The sequence below is a fragment of the Brenneria roseae subsp. roseae genome, assembly GCF_003115845.1.
Taxonomy (GTDB): Bacteria; Pseudomonadota; Gammaproteobacteria; order Enterobacterales; family Enterobacteriaceae; genus Brenneria; species Brenneria roseae.
In genome coordinates, this window is record NZ_KZ819028.1 from 1 (window position 1) to 17,332 (window position 17,332).

Below are 17,332 nucleotides of genomic sequence, written 5' to 3' on the forward strand. Positions count from 1 at the left end.
ATGAGACTTTTTTGGCCGCTAACTGCGCGAATTCCTGTGCGAATCGCGTTACCTGCTGCCAATCCGTGTATTCGATTTCTTTACTACTGTCGGTTTCTCCCCCCGTCATCCGCATAATGAGTTGAATCATTACACGATCAAACCAGCGATAACGCGGATAACGCAGCGCCCCCGCAAAAACGCTGCACAAATCGGGCTGCCAGGGTGAGTTCAATAGAAATTTACGTGTATAAGCGTTCGTCTGAATTGAACGTTTCTCCGGTTTACGGGCAGTTAGATTGACAGAAAAAAAAGCACTGGGCATATGTTGTAAGGATGCAAGATTCTGACGAATGAACCGATTAACGACGGGATTAAACCGACCATACCGGACAGAAGCGCCGATCAGAATACAATCATATTTAGTCAAATCAATATTATGCGCACTGAGTAAACTAATAACATCACACTCCAACGCCCCCTTTAAGGCATTGGCAATATAAGAGGCTATTGCTCTTGTTTGCCCATCCTTACTCGAGAACAAAATTAACGCTTTCATCACCCTATTCCTTGCCGCTTTATTCACGCCAGAATGTTGGCGTAAACAAGACTAAAAGAGTAAACACTTCCAAACGTCCGAACAGCATTGTCAGGATCAAAATCCACTTCGCCGCATCATTCATGGAGGTGAAGTTATCGGCCACCGCGCCCAGACCCGGCCCCAGATTATTCAACGTTGCCGAGACAGCCGCAAACGCAGAGAAATCATCAACACCGGTAGCGATGACGGCCAACATACTGACGATGAAAACCAGCGCATAGGCGGAGAAAAATCCCCATACGGCTTCCAGTATCCTTTCGGGCAGGGCTCGATGGCCCAATTTTATCGTGTAAACCGCATTAGGGTGCACCAATCGCTTCAACTCACGCGACCCTTGCAGAAAAAGCAGCAGAATACGAATAACTTTCAATCCCCCGCCGGTAGATCCCGCGCAGCCGCCAATAAAAGCGGAGCATAGCAGAAGTACGGGTAAAAACAGCGGCCATGAAGCAATACTGTCTGTCATGAAACCTGCCGTCGTCGCCATGGAAACAACCTGAAAAAACGCCTGATTCAGCGTTTGCATGCTGCTGGCATAAACATTGTGAAACCACAGTACAACGGTACATACCGCAACCAAGGACATCTGGACAAAAATGAACATCCGGAATTCAGGATCTCGCCAATAAACACGAAGACTGCGTCCACTCAATACCGCAAAGTGCAGACCGAAGTTACAGCCGGAGATCAACAAGAAGACGGCAATAATGGTATTAATCGTTGGGCTATTAAAATAGCCGATACTCGTGTCATGGGTAGAAAAACCGCCTACCGATACCGTTGAAAAACTGTGGCCAATCGCGTCAAAAATCGGCATGCCAGCCAGCCACAGTGATGTGGCACAGGCGATGGTGAGTAACAAATAGATTAGCCATAGTGTTTTTGCGGTATCGGCAATCCTCGGACGCATTTTGTTATCTTTCAGCGGTCCCGGCATTTCTGCGCGATAGAGCTGCATGCCACCAACGCCCAAAATAGGCAAAATGGCGACCGCCAGGACGATAATCCCCATACCGCCAAACCATTGCAACATCTGCCGATAGAAGAGTATTGCCTTGGGCAGTGAATCCAGCCCCACCAGTGTGGTCGCTCCCGTCGTCGTCAGGCCGGAAAACGACTCGAAAAATGCATCCGTTACGCCAAGGTTCGGATGTTCTGCAAATAGAAAAGGCAGTGCTCCGACGCTGCCGAGCACGGTCCAGAACAGGACAACAATCAGGAATCCCTCGCGGGATTTCAGCTCATGCCGTTGCGTCCGGTTAGGCAGCCAAAGCATTACCCCGATAGCCAGTGCGGCAAGAAATGTCTGGGTGAAAGCCCGGCCGGCGCCATCACGATAAATTAAGGCCACTAATCCGGGGATAAACATTGTTCCGGAAAATAGGATAACCAGCAGGCCCACAATTCGGGTTATGGCACGCAAATGCATTGCAGAAAATTCCTTAGTGATTCATAAAACAGCGCTGGAATTACTGTGAAATTGGCAATAAATGCAACGCCCCACGGCTCAGATCGCGCAATCTCACCGTCGCTTCCTCTACCCTTCGGACAGGAATAGACAAACGCAGTGTCACTTCCGCACCATATTCACTATGCAGGATTTGCCCACCGAGCTGATATACCAGCGTTTCAATCTGAGCCAGCAGTGCATAGTCACAGCATAAACCGTATTCTTTCTGTAATATTTTCTCTTGCAATGGCACCAACTTTAAAGCCTGTTGAACACCACCGCCGTAGGCCTTCACTAACCCGCCAGTACCCAACTGTATCCCACCGTAGTAACGAACGACGACAGCGGTAATTTCTCCAATACCGCTTCCCATCAGCTGCGCCAACATCGGCCTGCCTGCTGTTCCTGAAGGTTCGCCGTCATCAGAAAAACCAAGCTGCTGAGAATCATCCGGCGCACCTGCCACAAACGCCCAGCAGTGATGGCCCGCGGCAGGATGCCATTCTCTTACCTGTTGAACAAAGCCTTTTGCAGCGTCACCACCCTGCGTAGGCGCCAGCATGGTAATAAAACGGCTCTTCTTGATTTCCTCACTGAAACTCACAGGCTCAATGGGGACCTTATAGCTCTGCATCAGGCCAGGTTCTGATCGCGAGTCATATTTTCAACCCGCTTTTCATGAATGACGATATTATCTTCAATACGGATACCACCAAATGGTTTTAATGCATCAATCTTCCGCCAGTCGAAATGCTGGCTGAATGCACCGGCACGCCAGGGCTCAAGCAACGATTCAATGAAATAAATGCCGGGTTCGATGGTCAATACCATGCCAGGTTCAAGAATCCGGGTGCAACGCAGATAGGGATGCTGAGAAGGGGCCGCCAAGTGAGTGCCGTAGTCATCCTGCATAAAGCCGGCTACATCATGGACCTGTAACCCTAAAGGATGCCCTAATCCATGTGGAAAGAAGGGCGTCGTCAGTCCGTTTTCCACTATCGCTTCTTCACTGATTCCCTGAATCAACTGATGTGATTTCAGCAAATTCGCAATACGTTGGTGCATTTGCAGATGATAATCGGTATAGCGGACGCCAGCCCGAACGGTATCGATCAAACCTAGCTGTTCCTGATTCAGATCTTTCACCAACGCGGCAAACGCATTATCGCTCAGGGAAGAATACGTACGGGTCAAATCAGCCGCATAACCATTATATTCAGTACCCGCATCAATCAGAAAACTGCGCACTTCTGACGGAACCTGCTGTTCCAACTGGGTGTAATGCAGCACCGCGGCATGCTCATTCAGCGCGATAATATTGCTGTAAGGCACATCGGTATCACGATGACCCGTCGCCGTCAGGTAGGCCAGATTGATATCAAACTCACTCATGCCGGATAGAAAAGCTTCATGCGCGGCGCGATGTCCCACAACCGCAGTTTTCTGAGCTTCCTTCATGCAGGCCAGTTCATAGTCCGTTTTATAAGCACGGTGATAATGCAGATAATCCAGCACGCCTTGAGGGTTGATATTTTCCGCCTGGATGCCCAGATCCACCGCTCGCTGCGGGATATAGCCGATATAGGCCACACGTTGACGCGAAGCCGGAAGCCGCTTTCCGATATCATCTGCGTGACGCAAAACCGAGATGTCTACGTCATTCGTCCAGAAACTGTCTGGTATGGGTGCGACGTTATGCCAGTAGTCGACCGGCGAATAGAACCACAGTTTTGGCGGATTAACCCCGTCCACCCATAGCCAGCAATTGGGCACCTGTGTGACCGGAACCCAGGCTTTAAACTGCGGATTGACCTTAAAAGGATAGTCGTGATCGTCCAGAAATACAGTCAGGAGCTCGCCAGAGTGAATTAACAATGCATCAAGCTGATGACGTTCCAGAACGGCCTGCGTGCGCTGCTGCAAAGTAGCCAGATGGTGGTGATATAAAGAAGCCAGCTTTTCCATGGGTATCCCCGTTCGTCACAACACGATTTTCATCGCAACACAATTTTTCCATTTTAACACAGCCATGACTCAACGGCAGTGTCCGGTGCTTTGTGATCCTATCGACAAAAAATTAATCTTTTATTTGCAAATAATTAACATCATAACCACAATTCGATCATCTGGTCGTACCAGATCGCTTACACTGACTCCGGAGATCAACATGCTTTATCAAGGTGAAAACCTCTACCTTCGCTGGCTTGAAGATGGCATCGCTGAGCTGGTATTTGCTGCCCCAGGCTCCGTCAATAAGTTAGATACCCGCACGGTTGCCAGCCTGGGTAAAGCGCTCGACGTTCTGGCGGAACAAAAATCACTGAAGGGGTTGTTATTACGTTCGGACAAGCCTGCGTTTATTGTCGGTGCAGACATTACAGAGTTTCTCTCTTTGTTTGCCGCCCCGGCCGACAAACTTCATGAGTGGCTAACCTTTGCGAACAGTATTTTCAATCGTCTGGAGGATTTGCCGGTGCCCACGCTGTCCGCCATTAATGGTTATGCACTTGGCGGCGGCTGTGAATGTGTACTGGCGACCGATTTTCGCATCGCGGCCACCGGTCTACGCATGGGTTTGCCTGAAACCAAGCTGGGCATTATGCCGGGTTTTGGTGGAACCGTTCGGCTGCCACGCCTGTTGGGAGCCGATAGTGCATTGGAAATTATTGCCGCAGGCAAAGATATCGGCGCAGACGAGGCATTGAAGATAGGTTTGGTACAGGCTGTTGTCGCAGAGGAAAAACTTCACTCCGCCGCCCTGAAAATATTGCAGCAGGCTATCAAGGGCGATCTCGACTGGCAAGCCTATCGACGCCCCAAACTTGAAGCATTAACGCTGAGCAAGATCGAAGCAAGTATGGTTTTTGCCACGGCGAAAGCCATGGTGCTGCAAACCGCGGGTAAGCATTACCCTGCGCCCATGACGGCGGTGAAAACCATTGAAGCCGCAGCATCCATGACGCGCGATGCCGCGTTACAGCTTGAAACGCAAAACTTTGTCCCGTTGGCTCGTTCAGATGCTGCCCGCGCGCTGGTTGGTATTTTCCTTAACGATCAATATGTAAAAGGTAAAGCGAAAAAGCTCGTCGGTGATCTATCGCCCCCGAAGCAGGCTGCCGTATTGGGAGCGGGGATTATGGGCGGAGGGATTGCCTATCAATCGGCGTATAAAGACGTCCCGATTCGCATGAAAGATATCGATGAGAAGCCGCTCGCTCTCGGCATGAACGAAGCCGCGAAGCTGCTGAATAAACAGCTGGAACGCGGCAAGCTGGATGGCGTGAAAATGGCGCGGATACTCGCTAATATTCACCCAACGCTGGATTATGCCGGTTTTGATCGCATGGACATGGTGGTTGAAGCCGTTGTTGAAAACCCGAAAGTGAAAGCCAGCGTGCTGGCCGAAACCGAATCTCACGTCAATTCACATACCGTACTGGCTTCCAATACGTCAACCATCCCCATTGTACTGCTGGCTGCGTCATTAAAACGGCCACAGAACTTTTGCGGTATGCACTTCTTTAACCCTGTTCACCGTATGCCGCTGGTAGAAATTATTCGTGGCCCGCAAACAGATGAAAAAACCATTGCCCGCGTAGTGGCTTACGCCAGCAAAATGGGAAAAACGCCCATTGTCGTCAACGACTGCCCTGGCTTCTTTGTTAACCGCGTGCTGTTTCCCTACTTTGCCGCGTTCAGTTTGCTACTGCGCGATGGCGCGGATTTCCGTGAAATTGACAAGGTTATGGAGAAGCAATTCGGTTGGCCGATGGGGCCAGCCTACCTGCTGGATGTGGTTGGCATTGATACCGCTCATCATGCACAGGCCGTGATGTCGCAAGGGTTCCCACAGCGCATGGCAAAAGACTATCGCGATGCTATCGACGTACTGTTCGACAATCAGCGATTTGGCCAGAAAAATGGTCAGGGTTTCTATCGCTATCAGACCGACAACAGCGGAAAACAGCGGAAAACGCTGGACGAAAACGTCGAGAAATTACTGTCCTCGGTCAGCCAACCAAGAAAAAACTTCAGTGCGGAAGAGATCATTGCCCGGATGATGATCCCCATGATTAACGAAGTAGCGCGCTGTCTGGAGGAGGGCATTGTCGATAGCCCGGCTGAAGCCGATATGGCATTGGTATATGGGCTCGGTTTCCCGCCGTTCCATGGCGGCGCATGCCGCTATCTGGATACACTCGGCAGTGCCCGCTATCTGGAAATGACGCAGCGGCTATCATCGCTTGGGCCACTCTATCAGGTCCCTGACGGACTGAAGCAAAAAGCCAAAGGCAATGAAAGTTATTATCCATCGATCGCGCCACACGCGGACGTTTCCCAGGGGCAACCGGCATGAGGGCAAGAAATATGGAAAACGTAGTCATTGTTGATGCCGTGCGCACCCCCATGGGACGCTCCAGGGGCGGCGCGTTCCGTCAGGTGCGGGCCGAAGATTTGTCTGCCCATCTGATGCGCAGCCTGCTTAGCCGGAATCCGGCGCTGGAGGCCGCCAGCATTGATGATATTTATTGGGGATGCGTACAACAAACACTGGAACAAGGCTTCAATGTTGCCCGCAATGCTGCATTGCTGGCAGAAATTCCGGCGACCGTTCCTGCCACAACCGTGAACCGGCTATGTGGTTCATCCATGCAGGCATTGCATGATGCGGCTCGCGCCATTATGGTCGGCGATGCCCATGTCTGCCTGGTTGGCGGTGTTGAGCATATGGGACACGTTCCCATGAATCATGGCGTGGATTTCCATCCCGGACTTGGCCGAACCACCGCCAAGGCGGCGGGCATGATGGGTTTGACTGCCGAAATGCTGGCTCGCATGCACAGTATCAGCCGGGAAATGCAGGATCAGTTTGCCGCACGTTCCCATCAGAGAGCTGACCGTGCAACAAAATCGGGTGCGTTTCACCATGAAATCGTGCCAACTTCCGGCCATGATGCCGATGGTGTTTTACAGCGTTTTGATTATGACGAAGTCATTCGGCCGGAAACCAGCGTTGCTGGTCTGGCCGCGTTAAAACCCGCTTTTGACCCCGTCAACGGCACGGTAACGGCCGGCAGTTCGTCCGCCCTGTCCGATGGCGCTTCAGCCATGTTAATCATGAGCGAATCACGTGCGGCGTCATTGGGGTTAACGGTCCGAGCACGAATCCGGGCAATGGCCGTCGTCGGCTGCGATCCTTCCGTTATGGGATACGGCCCTGTACCCGCAACCAGGCTGGCACTGAAACGAGCCGGACTGAGTTTGTCAGATATCGGACTTTTTGAGCTTAATGAGGCTTTCGCCGCGCAAACCTTGCCGTGTATTAAAGATCTGGGACTACTGGAACAGTTGGACGAGAAAGTCAACCTCAACGGCGGCGCCATTGCGCTCGGTCACCCGCTGGGCTGCTCAGGTGTGCGAATATCGACCACGCTTATCAACCTCATGGAACGTCGCGATATTCAGTTCGGTGTGGCAACGATGTGCATTGGATTGGGACAGGGTATTGCTACGATTTTTGAACGCGCTTAAGTAAGCCGGCAATACATACCTTATAAAAAATCCCGCTGATGACAGGCGGGATTTTTATGCTTGCAGATCAGCGTGATATTTTTAAATAAACGAAAACGCATCGCTGAACATGTGTGCGGCCAGCGCACCGCGTTCATTGCAGAAACGTTCCCGCGCAATTTTCGCCATTTCAAAGCGGCCGGCAATATAAATATCCTGATCGGCTAATGAACCGTAATCCTGCAATACCGCGCTTAACACCGTACCGGTTCGGCCATTCCAGCCATCTTCCGGCTGCTCAACAACGGGGATCACCCGCAGGTTGGGATGCTGTGCCGTCAGTTTTTCCAGCTCGGCAAGGTCATAGAGGTGCTTACTCTCTCTCCCTCCCCAGTAAATTGAAACATCGCGTTCAGGTTGCTGCGCCAATGCCGTCAGCAGAATAGAGCGGGCATATGAAAAACCGGTTCCGCCGGCAATCAGCACTAACGGTCGCTGACTGTCTTCCCGCAGCCAGGCTTCACCATGCGGAATATCCACCGTCAGCGCTTTCTCCTTAAGGATACGCTCCATCACCGCCATCGCGTAAAGATTAAGCTCAGACGCACCAATGTGTAGCTCAATGAAATTCTGTTCCATCGGCGTAGATGCCAACGAGAAAGGACGCTTGTCACGATCGCCCATCACAACCATCAGATACTGACCTGCACGGAAAGAAAAAGGTGCCTCAGGTAACAAGCGAACACGATAAACCGTATCGGTTATGGCCTCTACCGAAGTCACTTTACAGCTCAATGTTGTCATGCATTCCCTCTGTAGGGTCATAAAAGCAAAACTGAGAACAGAGCAACAGCCACTTAGCGCCGGGGTTCTCTGTCACTAAAAATAGCAAGCTCATCCCATATGGCATCAACGCGGGCGCATACCTGTGGATCTTTCTTGATCGGATGTCCCCACTCGCGCTGCGTTTCGCCCGGCCATTTATTGGTGGCGTCCAGTCCCATTTTGGAACCTAAACCGGAAACGGGTGAGGCAAAATCCAGGTAGTCTATCGGTGTATTTTCCACTAATACGGTATCGCGTGCCGGATCCATGCGCGTTGTGATCGCCCAGATTACATCTTTCCAGTCGCGGGCATTAATATCATCGTCACAGACAATAACAAACTTCGTGTACATAAACTGCCGCAAAAAAGACCAAACGCCCATCATGACGCGTTTCGCATGTCCGGCGTATTGCTTCTTTATGGTAACGACCGCCAGACGATAAGAGCAACCCTCCGGAGGCAAATAAAAATCGACGATTTCAGGAAACTGCTTTTGCAGAATGGGGACGAATACTTCATTTAGCGCCACACCCAATACCGCCGGTTCATCCGGCGGACGACCCGTATAGGTGGAGTGATAAATTGCATCATGCCGCTGGGTAATATGCGTTACCGTAAACACGGGAAAATTGTCGACCTCATTGTAATAACCGGTATGATCGCCGTACGGCCCTTCCGGCGCCATTTCTCCCGCTTCAATATAGCCTTCCAAAACGATTTCCGCACTGGCAGGCACTTCCAGATCGTTAGACAGGCATTGCACGACTTCGGTTTTATGGCCACGCAGTAAACCGGCAAAAGCATATTCGGATAAGGTGTCCGGTACAGGGGTAACGGCTCCCAGGATGGTCGCCGGGTCGGCGCCCAACGCGACGGAAACAGGAAAACGCTGCCCTGGATTTGCCTGACACCATTCCTGAAAATCCAGCGCGCCGCCGCGATGCGATAACCAGCGCATAATCAGCTTGTTTTTCCCCAACACCTGCTGCCGGTAAATGCCCAGATTCTGCCGTTCTTTATTAGGCCCGCGAGTCACGGTCAGTCCCCAGGTAATGAGCGGCGCCACGTCTTCCGGCCAGCATTGCATGATGGGTATCCGGCTCAAATCAACGTCATCACCTTGCCAAACCTGTTCCTGACACGGCGCGGATGATAACCGCTTAGTGGGCATATTCAACACCTGACGGAATTTCGGCATTTTATCCACCAGATCGCGAAACCCTTTTGGCGGCTCAGGCTCTTTCAAAAATGCCAGCAGTTTCCCGACTTCACGCAGGGCGCTGACATCTTCCTGCCCCATCCCGAGCGCGACACGCTTCGGCGTGCCAAATAAATTGCACAGCACGGGCATGGCGTAGCCCGTCGGGTTTTCAAACAACAATGCCGGGCCCTCCGCTCTCAGGGTACGATCGGCGATTTCCGTCATTTCAAGATAGGGATCAATGGGCTGGCTAATGCGTTTCAATTCACCCCTCTCTTCCAGCAGCGAGAGGAATTCGCGTAAGTCACGGTATTTCATGCTGATCATCGGGGCAGTTTGTTGAGGCTGATCATTATAAAGTCTCTTCTCCAGCCTGTCGCTGCTTAGTGCGGCTATTTATGACCGTCGCAGGCGACGTTGAAAAACGCTCCAGGCGTTTTTTTATGGTCGGTGTCCTATACGCCTCTTTTCAGGCCGTTACGATACAATGTTAAAAATTTCTTCCGAAAATTTTTTATCCGGGCCTGCTTTTGCTATGCTTGCCCGTCATAATCATAAGTCTGCAAAATCATGGAAGCCTGGTACTTACTGTATTGTAAACGTGGTCAACTGCTACGGGCGAAAGAGCATCTTGAACGTCAGGATGTCGCCTGCATGAGTCCCATGATCACACTGGATAAAATTGTGCGTGGTAAACGTACCGAGGTTTGCGAACCGCTCTTTCCGAACTATCTGTTTATCGCGTTCGATCCCGAACGAATCCACACCACCACAATCAGCGCCACACGTGGCGTAAGTAATTTCGTGCGATTTGGTAATGTGCCGGCCATCATTCCCCAGCAGGTGATAGACGATCTGTCATTATATCCAATGCAGGGAATTACCGATCCTCATACTCCGCAGCCGGGCGATGAAGTACTGATTACCGATGGGATTTTTAGCGGTCTGCACGCAATCTATACTGAACCAGATGGCGAGGCCCGTTCTATGCTGTTGCTGAACCTGTTGAATAAGCAGGTTCGGCAAAGTATTGATAATCGGCAGTTCCAGAAAATGTAATCTCGGCAGAGCGGCAGCTCGCCGCTCTGTCATCGTCCTATCAGCGCTGTAAATGCTGATCGTGCAGCCACTGTGCGACACGCTTGGCAAAGTAGGTCAGTACCCCATCCGCCCCCGCGCGTTTAAAACACAGCAACGATTCCATGACGACCGGCTGCTCCTGTAGCCAGCCATTTTGAATGGCCGCCATATGCATCGCATATTCACCAGAAACCTGATAGGCAAACGTCGGCACGCCGAACGACTCCTTCACGCGACGCACCACATCCAGATAAGGCATACCGGGCTTGACCATCACCATATCCGCCCCCTCCTGAAGATCCTGTGCGATTTCCTGCAAGGCCTCATCACTGTTGGCGGGATCCATTTGATAGGTTTTCTTATTACCGCCTTTCAGATTACCCGCAGAGCCCACGGCGTCCCGAAACGGACCGTAATAACAGGAAGCATATTTGGCCGAATACGCCATAATCTGTGTATTAATCAGGTTCTGCGCTTCCAGCGTGTCACGGATTGCGCCAATCCGTCCGTCCATCATATCGCTGGGCGCGACAATTTCAGCGCCTGCCTCTGCATGTGATAACGCCTGTCTGACCAGGATCTCCTTGGTGACATCGTTAATCACATAGCCTTCTCCATCAATGATGCCGTCCTGCCCGTGGGTGGTATAAGGATCGAGCGCCACATCCGTCAGCAACCCCAGCTCCGGCACTGCGTCTTTCAGGGCGCGAACGGCTCGCTGAACCAGACCATCATGGTTATAGGCTTCTTCGGCATGTAACGATTTTTTATCCGCCTCAATGACCGGAAACAGCGATAAAACAGGAATACCCAATTTAGCGATCGCTTCCGCCTCTTGCAGCAACACATCAATCGACATTCTGAAAACCCCCGGCATAGAGGGAACTTCCTGTCGTTGGTTCGAACCTTCCATAACAAAGACCGGATAAATCAGATCATTGACCGTCAGGTGATGCTCAGCAACAAGGCGACGGCTGAAATCATAACGACGGAGACGACGCATGCGCCGTCCGGGAAAAGTGCCGGGAAAAGCATTGCTCATATAATTATTCTCCTGAATCAAGCCAACCGGAAAACCCGGCGAGCATTTTCATCTGTTTTCTGCCCCAGCCATAGGGCGTCTTCTTCACGCCAACCTGCGACCTGATGGACGATATGTGGCAAAAAACAGGGTTCGTTACGACGAGATGCAGGCTTAGGATTTAAATCCCGGGGTAACAAATAAGGCGCATCGGTTTCCAATAACAACCGATCTGCTGGAATATGTTTTAGCAGCGAACGCAGCTCAAGGCCCCGACGCTCATCGCAGACCCAACCGGTAATGCCAACCATTAATCCCGCAGTGAGGCATTCGTCAAGTTCGGTTCGATTGCCGGTAAAACAATGAACGACAGCGGCCGGGAGTTTGCTGATCCAGGGCTTGAGTAAGGCAAGAAAGCGAGAATGCGCGTCACGGCAATGCAGGAATACGGGCAAGGAGAGTTCGGCAGCCAATGCTAATTGGGCGCTGAACGCGAACGCCTGATCGGCTGGCGTTGAGAAATTCCGGTTGAAGTCGAGCCCGCATTCACCGATTGCAACCACGCAATCCGATTGCGCCATATCATGAACCTGCTCGGCGGCGGATTCATCCCAGTGGCTGGCATCATGGGGATGGACGCCCGCCGTCGACCAGCAGTATGTTGGATATTGCTCTGTCAGCGCCAGCGCCTGACGGCTTTCCTCAATATTTGTCCCTGTAATCAGCATACCGCTGACGCCAGACTGTTTTGCGCGAGCGACAACCAACCCCCGGTCTTTCGCAAACTGAGAACTGGTTAAATTGACTCCGATATCAAACATTGGCTACTTACCCGTCTATCGCGACGGTAGCACCGCTACCAAGGCGAACAAAAAACAAAACCTCTCAAAGAGAGGTCATTTCCTTTCCAAAATACAGGAAGAGCCACCTTATGGCGAAGGCTCTTCAGTTTCAGCACGACGCCCTTTTCCCACATAAAACCGGGAGAAAAATACGCCGATTTCAAACAGCAGGTACATGGGAATCGCCAACAACGTCTGAGAAAATACATCCGGCGGCGTCAACACCATACCAACGATAAAAGCACCGACCAGTATATAGGGGCGTTTCTTCTTCAGATCGTCCGGAGTAATCACACCGCTCCAGCATAGCAACACAATGGCGATGGGTACTTCAAACGACACGCCAAAAGCCATAAAGAGCGCCATGACAAAATCGAGATAGTTGTTGATATCCGTCGCAATCAGAACCCCTTCAGGCGCGGTTTTAGCAAAAAAACCAAACGCCAGAGGGAACACTACAAAGTAGGCAAATGCCATACCTGCGTAGAATAGTAGGCTGCTGGAAACCAGCAAAGGTATCATCAGGCGGCGTTCATGTTTGTACAATGCCGGGGCAACGAATGCCCAGACCTGATATAACACCAACGGAGCGGAGACAAACACCGATACAATCATCGTCAGCTTTATAGGCGTGAAAAACGGCGAGGCGACATCGGTGGCAATCATGCTGGCTCCCGCCGGGAGTTGCGCAATCAGCGGAGCGGAAACCATCTGATAAATGTCGTTGGCAAAATACACCAGACAAAAGAACACCACCAGTATGCAAATAATACTGTTCAGTAACCGTTTACGCAGCTCGATCAGGTGGCTAATCAGCGGTTGAGTCTCTTCAGCAGCCATAAACTAACGATCATCACTTGTTTGGTGGGGAGAAACAGCAAGAGGCTGTTCAGATTTTGGCGTGTTCTCTGCAATCGGCGCAGCCGTAGCCGGGTCGCTTTCCGGAACCTGACTCTCTGAGATTGAGGTTGATGAGGGGGCGTTTTCAATCTCAATCACACCATCGTGAATCGCTTCCGGATCGTTCAACGGCTGGCTTGTTGACGGCTGTGCATTCCCCTCATCGGTCGGTGATTTTGAATAACCGCGCTTCATTGCCTCAGCCGCTTCCTTGAGTTCGTCCATGGATGCTTTCAGTTCCGGCGACAAATTTTGCAGGCTGGCTTTTTCCACCTTCTTCAGGCTTTCCTGCAACTCCTGCAATTTCAATTCCTGCGACAGCTCATTCTGAACCGTAGACGCCAGCGAACGCAGTGTTCTAATCCAGTTAGCCACCGTTCTTACCGCTACGGGCAAACGTTCCGGCCCAAGAACAACCAGACCGATCACCATGACCAGCAACAGTTCACCAAACCCAATATCAAACACAGATTATACCTGCTCTTTGTGCTGGCTCTTGGCGTCGTCCTGCTTCGTTTCAGACTGTTTTTCTGCGATCGACTTGGTCGCAAAATCCGCATCCTGTTCCGTCTTATCCGTATTGGCAGACGGCTGCTCATCACCCATGGCTTTTTTAAAACCTTTGATTGATGCACCCAGATCTGAACCCAACGTTCTCAGCTTGTTGGTACCAAACAGCAATACGACGATTACCGCAATAATCAACAAGTTCCAAATACTAATGCCACCCATATCGTTTACCTCTTTCAAAAAAGGGGGTCATGAAAATTACTATCATTATAGTAAGGTAATCTGCTATGTATCATGATCTGCTTCAACGAGTTCGACGCCAGCCAATAATCCAGGCGACAATTCCCGCCGCCATCAGTCCCGAAGGGACGATATCGGCTTCAACATGGCTCACCAGTAACACCGTACCACTGATCAGTAGCGTTGCGCCAATACCCAACAGATAACGGGACTGTCCTTGACGAACATGCTGAGTCCGCAATTCATTGGCAAGCTTGTCTACACTCTGTTTCAACATCTTATGCTGTCGTAAACCGTCATAAAATAATTCCGGGATTTCTGGCAGTTTCTCCGCCCAGAACGGGGCTTTTTCTTTTAAGGCGCGGATCACCGCCGGTAACCCAACCTGTTCTTTCAGCCAGGTTTCCAGGAACGGTTTTGCCGTCTTCCAAAGATCAAGCTGGGGATAGAGTTGCCGTCCGATCCCTTCGATATACAGCAAGGTTTTCTGCAACAGCACCAACTGCGGCTGTACTTCCATGTTAAAACGGCGGGCAGTATTAAAGAGGTTCAATAATACATGACCGAATGAAATTTCCGCTAATGGCTTTTCAAAAATGGGCTCACAAACCGTACGAATTGCAAACTCAAAATCTTCAACGTTGGTATCCGCAGGTACCCAGCCGGAATCCACATGCAGTTCGGCGACTTTACGATAATCCCGGTTAAAGAAGGCGATAAAGTTCTCTGCCAGATAGCGTTTGTCTTCTTTGTTCAGCGAACCGACAATACCGCAATCGATCCCGATATACTGCGGATCTTCAGGATGCTCGTGGTTGATAAAGATATTGCCGGGGTGCATGTCCGCATGAAAAAAGCTGTCACGAAACACCTGGGTGAAGAAGACCTGTACGCCACGTTCCGCCAGAAGCTGCATATTGGTGCCATTGGCTGTCAGGGCCTCAATATCAGAAACCGGAATACCGTAAATCCGCTCCATGACCAGCATGCTTTCGCTACAGTAATCCGGATACACCTCCGGGATGTACAGCATCGGGCTTTCTTCAAAATTTCGTCTCAACTGAATCGCATTCGCCGCTTCACGCAACAAATTAAGCTCATCAAGCAAGGTTTTTTCATATTCCTGCACCACTTCCCGCGGACGAAGGCGCCGTCCATCGGGCAACAGTCTCGGCAGCCAGCCAGCCAATCGTTTCATCAAGCGCATATCGGCCCTGATGACGGGTAAAATATCGGGCCGGATAACCTTAATAACAATTTCTTTCCCCGTGCTTTTCAGACGGGCGGTATGTACCTGTGCTATCGAAGCGGACGCCAGCGGTTTGATGTCAAAATCATCGAACCAGCTTTCCAACGGAACGCTGCCCATCGACAGCTCGATTTGCTGGCGCGCCAGCCGGCCATCAAAAGGTTCAACGCGGTCTTGCAGCATAGCCAGTTGGTCGGCAATCGCGGGCGGGAACAGATCGCGCCGCGTCGACATCATCTGACCAAATTTGATCCAGACCGGACCCAGCTCCTGTAGAGCTAACCGCAAACGCTCTCCCAATGGCATATTGCGGTGACGGTTTGGCAACCAGAACAACAGGCGGCGGCCAAAACGCAGCGGTATCGTCAGCCGCATTTTAGGGATCAGCTCATCCAGACCGTAGCTCAGCAAAACGCGAACGATGCTGTAAAGGCGAATCAGCTCACCAGGCATCATCGTAGGGTCTCCAACTTCGCCAGCCGTTCAGACAACCGTTCGGCTGATGTCTCCAAGGCGGTGATTTCATCATGAAGCCAGGCATTTTCAAGTTTACCCGGCGCTAAACGCCATTCTTCCGTGATCGTCTCTGATAACACGTGTTGCCGTCTGCACAAGGTACGGCTGAATAAACGCAGCGTTTTTTGCGCCGTCTGGCTTAGGCCCTGAGCAACAATGTCCCCCACATAGGGTGCAAGCCATTCCGCAGGATCAAACTCAGCTAAATCAAGCAGCACAATAAATTGCTGAGCAACCTGAATATCCCCCTCGATCACCAGATCGCCGCTGCGCATCAGCGCTGACAGATTCTGGCGATCGCGCAGTTTCATCAGGACGGATAGACGGGTCTTGAGCTGGCAGTCTGCCGGCTCCTCCCACTGGCTTATCACATCAAGGCGCAGCTCACTGAAAACCAGAACCAAAGGCGCGTCCAGTTCAGACAACTCGATTTGCAGCGTTTTCCCCTGTAGGCGCTGACGGGGCGCTTTCATACTGCGGTCGCGAAACAACAGCTGATTCAGCGCTGTTTCCAGCGTGGCAGTCAGGACAGACGTTATCAGCATTGGCATTTCCAATCAGAATTTAAAACCACGGTGCAGCGCAACAATTCCGCCAGTCAGATTGAAATAATTCACATCGTCAAAACCGGCGTCGCTCATCATTCCCTTCAACGTTTCCTGATCGGGATGCATACGAATGGATTCCGCCAGATAACGATAGCTTCCGGCATCGCTCGCCACCATTTCACCGATTCTCGGCAGGATATGGAATGAATAGATGTCGTAAACCTTGCTTAACGGCTTCAGCGTCGGCTTGGAGAATTCCAGCACCAACAGGCGTCCACCCGGCTTCAGCACACGATACATGGAGCGCAGCGCTTTGTTTTTGTCCGTTACGTTACGTAAACCAAAAGAGATGGTAATACAGTCAAAGAAATTGTCAGGGAACGGCAACTCTTCCGCGTTTGCCTGCACATAGCTGATATTATTGATGATGCCCTTGTTGCGCAGTTTCTCACGCCCCACTTTCAGCATCGAAGCATTAATATCGGCCAACACCACTTCACCTTCATCCCCCACCATACGGGAGAATTTTGCTGTCAAATCGCCCGTACCGCCAGCAACATCCAGAACACGCTGACCACGCCGCACGCCGCTGCACTCGACCGTAAAACGTTTCCAGATACGATGAATACCGAAAGACATCAGGTCATTCATCAGATCGTATTTTGCTGCTACAGAATGAAAAACATCAGCCACCATGACTTCTTTTTCATCCTTGGCGACAGTACGAAAACCAAAGTCGGTTGTTTTCTCCTGCTCATTAGCCATTTTATCCGCCTACTCTTTCAGTCAAATCGGGTCTACCTAATTAGTGGGAAGAGTGTAACAGACCCGTATAAAAAGCCCACCGCCTAATGCCTA

17 protein-coding genes are annotated in these 17,332 nt (G+C 51.1%); 3 read left to right on the top strand and 14 right to left on the bottom strand.

Annotated elements, in window-relative coordinates; translation table 11 throughout:
* The 4 genes from hemG to pepQ form a co-directional block, all read right to left on the bottom strand.
* On the bottom strand, positions 1-538 hold a 538-nt coding region (gene hemG / locus DDT52_RS10600), incomplete at its 3' end, for a menaquinone-dependent protoporphyrinogen IX dehydrogenase (RefSeq protein ID WP_136156323.1).
* Positions 539-557: 19 nt separating this feature from the next.
* A complete protein-coding gene (gene trkH, locus DDT52_RS10605) occupies positions 558-2,009 on the bottom strand; it encodes a Trk system potassium transporter TrkH (protein ID WP_136156324.1) in 1,452 nt (483 codons plus the stop codon).
* A gap of 40 nt (positions 2,010-2,049) precedes the next feature.
* Complete coding sequence (locus tag DDT52_RS10610; RefSeq protein ID WP_136156325.1) at positions 2,050-2,664, bottom strand: IMPACT family protein; 615 nt, start codon at positions 2,662-2,664, stop codon at positions 2,050-2,052.
* Positions 2,664-3,995, bottom strand: a complete 1,332-nt coding sequence (pepQ, locus tag DDT52_RS10615) for a Xaa-Pro dipeptidase (protein ID WP_136156326.1) — start codon at positions 3,993-3,995, stop codon at positions 2,664-2,666. The genes DDT52_RS10610 and pepQ overlap by 1 nt, the downstream gene beginning before the upstream one ends.
* 202 nt (positions 3,996-4,197) lie before the next feature.
* On the opposite strand from pepQ, the gene fadB reads away from it, so the two are divergent.
* Together fadB and fadA are read left to right on the top strand one after the other, a co-directional pair.
* The gene (gene fadB / locus DDT52_RS10620) at positions 4,198-6,387 is read left to right on the top strand and encodes a fatty acid oxidation complex subunit alpha FadB (protein WP_136156327.1); all 2,190 of its coding nucleotides are present in this window, start codon (positions 4,198-4,200) and stop codon (positions 6,385-6,387) included.
* Between the two features lie 11 nt (positions 6,388-6,398).
* Positions 6,399-7,562: an acetyl-CoA C-acyltransferase FadA gene (gene fadA, locus DDT52_RS10625; protein ID WP_136156328.1), complete on the top strand. Its 1,164-nt coding sequence runs from the start codon at positions 6,399-6,401 to the stop codon at positions 7,560-7,562.
* An 81-nt stretch (positions 7,563-7,643) separates the two neighbouring features.
* Here fadA and fre read toward each other — a convergent pair whose 3' ends face one another.
* The gene (gene fre / locus DDT52_RS10630) at positions 7,644-8,345 is read right to left on the bottom strand and encodes an NAD(P)H-flavin reductase (RefSeq protein ID WP_109054265.1); all 702 of its coding nucleotides are present in this window, start codon (positions 8,343-8,345) and stop codon (positions 7,644-7,646) included.
* A 53-nt stretch (positions 8,346-8,398) separates the two neighbouring features.
* A complete protein-coding gene (ubiD, locus tag DDT52_RS10635; RefSeq protein WP_136156329.1) occupies positions 8,399-9,895 on the bottom strand; it encodes a 4-hydroxy-3-polyprenylbenzoate decarboxylase in 1,497 nt (498 codons plus the stop codon).
* A 243-nt stretch (positions 9,896-10,138) separates the two neighbouring features.
* Between ubiD and rfaH the strand changes: the two genes are divergently transcribed.
* Positions 10,139-10,627, top strand: coding sequence for a transcription/translation regulatory transformer protein RfaH (gene rfaH, locus DDT52_RS10640; protein ID WP_136156330.1), 489 nt, complete (start codon positions 10,139-10,141; stop codon positions 10,625-10,627).
* A gap of 40 nt (positions 10,628-10,667) precedes the next feature.
* On the opposite strand, the gene hemB is transcribed toward rfaH, so the two are convergent.
* From hemB to ubiE, 8 genes are all read right to left on the bottom strand, one after another.
* Entirely contained in the window at positions 10,668-11,690 is a 1,023-nt protein-coding gene (gene hemB, locus DDT52_RS10645) for a porphobilinogen synthase (protein WP_136156331.1), read from the bottom strand.
* Positions 11,691-11,707: 17 nt separating this feature from the next.
* On the bottom strand, positions 11,708-12,490 hold the full coding sequence (tatD, locus tag DDT52_RS10650) for a 3'-5' ssDNA/RNA exonuclease TatD (RefSeq protein WP_136156332.1): 783 nt from the start codon (positions 12,488-12,490) through the stop codon (positions 11,708-11,710).
* A gap of 108 nt (positions 12,491-12,598) precedes the next feature.
* Positions 12,599-13,351, bottom strand: coding sequence for a Sec-independent protein translocase subunit TatC (gene tatC, locus DDT52_RS10655; RefSeq protein ID WP_136156333.1), 753 nt, complete (start codon positions 13,349-13,351; stop codon positions 12,599-12,601).
* Between the two features lie 3 nt (positions 13,352-13,354).
* Positions 13,355-13,879 carry a Sec-independent protein translocase protein TatB gene (gene tatB, locus DDT52_RS10660; protein ID WP_136156334.1) on the bottom strand — a complete coding sequence of 175 codons (525 nt, stop codon included), beginning with the start codon at positions 13,877-13,879 and terminating at the stop codon, positions 13,355-13,357.
* A 3-nt stretch (positions 13,880-13,882) separates the two neighbouring features.
* Positions 13,883-14,143 carry a Sec-independent protein translocase subunit TatA gene (tatA, locus tag DDT52_RS10665; RefSeq protein WP_109054272.1) on the bottom strand — a complete coding sequence of 87 codons (261 nt, stop codon included), beginning with the start codon at positions 14,141-14,143 and terminating at the stop codon, positions 13,883-13,885.
* 82 nt (positions 14,144-14,225) lie between these two features.
* A complete protein-coding gene (gene ubiB, locus DDT52_RS10670; protein WP_136156335.1) occupies positions 14,226-15,866 on the bottom strand; it encodes a ubiquinone biosynthesis regulatory protein kinase UbiB in 1,641 nt (546 codons plus the stop codon).
* Positions 15,863-16,471 carry a ubiquinone biosynthesis protein UbiJ gene (gene ubiJ, locus DDT52_RS10675; protein WP_136156336.1) on the bottom strand — a complete coding sequence of 203 codons (609 nt, stop codon included), beginning with the start codon at positions 16,469-16,471 and terminating at the stop codon, positions 15,863-15,865. Before ubiJ ends, ubiB begins: the two co-directional genes overlap by 4 nt.
* A 12-nt stretch (positions 16,472-16,483) precedes the next feature.
* On the bottom strand, positions 16,484-17,239 hold the full coding sequence (gene ubiE, locus DDT52_RS10680) for a bifunctional demethylmenaquinone methyltransferase/2-methoxy-6-polyprenyl-1,4-benzoquinol methylase UbiE (protein WP_109054275.1): 756 nt from the start codon (positions 17,237-17,239) through the stop codon (positions 16,484-16,486).
* Positions 17,240-17,332 lie beyond the last annotated feature (93 nt).